The organism is Bacteroides sp. AM44-19 (assembly GCF_003603395.1).
Taxonomy (GTDB): Bacteria; Bacteroidota; Bacteroidia; order Bacteroidales; family Bacteroidaceae; genus Bacteroides; species Bacteroides uniformis.
In genome coordinates this window covers 20,107-21,662 of the sequence record NZ_QTNB01000026.1, presented here as the reverse complement: position 1 = coordinate 21,662, position 1,556 = coordinate 20,107, and the positions used below count along the sequence as shown (strand labels likewise).

The window sequence follows — 1,556 nt, the reverse complement described above, 5'->3', positions numbered from 1 at the left end:
AAAACTTCGTCCACAACGATTAGCAGCTTTCCTGCCCAGTCGGAATTGAACTGGCTGCGGAAATCTTCGTTGGTGTTGAAAGTCACGTTGTTCTCAAACACGGCTTTCAGGAAGTTCAAGAACGTGCTTTTGCCAGTGTTGCGTTCTTCTGAAACGAGCAGGACAATGGGCAACTTCTGTGTCGGCTGTAGATACAGCAGTTGCATATAATCCATGCCCAGCTCGTATTGCTCTCCGAAGATGTGCCGCATCAAGGATTGGATGTGGGAGAAGTCCCCCTGCTGCGGTTTATGCTCTATCGGCTCGTAAAGGTTCAGAAACCCCTCAATCTCCTTTTGGTAGTTCAGATGATTGGGAACGGTGCAAAAGCCGTCATACTTGGGGACGGTGGCAAGATAGTTCTTTCCATAGTCCTGCCGTAATGTGCTGTTGTTCCATACGACACGTTTCTTTTCATAACCGCCATTGGCGCATGGCTGATTGACCACCTTGTACAAAGTTGTTCCTACGCGCATATATTCTTCCTCCTTCATAGGCTTAGATTAAAGGGTTGTGTTCACCTAAGATTCTCTGAATGTCGGATTGTCGGTATCTGACCTTGTTCCCAACCTTTACAGGCTTCAGATAGTTTTTCTTAGACCAGTGCCAGAGTGTGGTATCACAAACACCGCACATCGTTTTCACTTCCTCTTTGGTTAGATACTTCTCCTTTCTTGCTTCCGCAATGGCGGTAGAAAGTTCATGTTTCGCACGGCTGATTAACTGGTTGGAGAATAATAGCAAATCTTCTCCTGTTACTTCCAACTTGATGTTGCCGTTTCCGTTTTGGATAATTGCCAATATGTCTGTCATAGGCTTCTTGAAACTGCCGGTTGTAAGACTTCCCGTTTCGGCAGTATTATAAACGAAAAGCCACTACCCCGATTAGGATAGTGGCGCAAATATATAATGAAAATCAATCGTAAAGCAATGATATTCAATTCGTTAAATTCGTAAAAACGAAAAGCGAATTAAACGAACTTCAATTGGATAGATAGGCTTTCAATTCCTCGATGGCTTCATGGTCTTCACCAATGTCTTTTACCAGTTTCTTGCTGTTTCCAAACGGAGAAGTGAGATTTCTGTATGCTTTCTGGATGCCTCTTTCGTGGACGATTTCTTGTTCCTTGAACTGCTCGTGCAGTGCATTTCTGAAAGTCTTGATGGGACACTTCCGCATGAAGCGGTATTCCACCAGTGCGATAAACAGCCGTGCTATATCTGTTTCCGTAGCATGGGTTTTCAATCGTGTGCCAATTCTTTCAATCAGTATGTCATGCCTTTCTATCAGAAGTTCTGGCAACGTGCGTGTGTCGGCTTTGCGTCCTGCGGTCTTTGGCTGTTCTTCCTGCAACATATCTGTTTCTTCCTCGTCCATGTCTTCATCTTCTTCTATTGCCCATTCCACAAGAGAGTTTTCCTCAATGGCTTTCTGTTGCTTCCTGAACACTTGCCAATCCTCTTTGGTTCTCATGCCATTGGCGATGCTTTTTCTGATAATGAATTTGACCATGCCG

At 44.5% G+C, this 1,556-nt stretch carries 3 protein-coding genes; all 3 read right to left on the bottom strand.

The features are described from left to right. The coding region (locus tag DW947_RS19960; RefSeq protein ID WP_243635111.1) for a primase-helicase family protein at positions 1–533 on the bottom strand (533 nt) is incomplete at its 3' end. A 4-nt stretch (positions 534–537) separates the two neighbouring features. Next, positions 538–852 (bottom strand): helix-turn-helix transcriptional regulator, encoded by a 315-nt coding sequence (locus DW947_RS19955; protein ID WP_117859757.1) that lies wholly within the window; start codon positions 850–852, stop codon positions 538–540. Positions 853–1,021: 169 nt separating this feature from the next. After that, a partial coding sequence (locus tag DW947_RS21670) for a DUF6043 family protein (RefSeq protein ID WP_243635110.1) occupies positions 1,022–1,556 on the bottom strand: 535 nt, incomplete at its 5' end.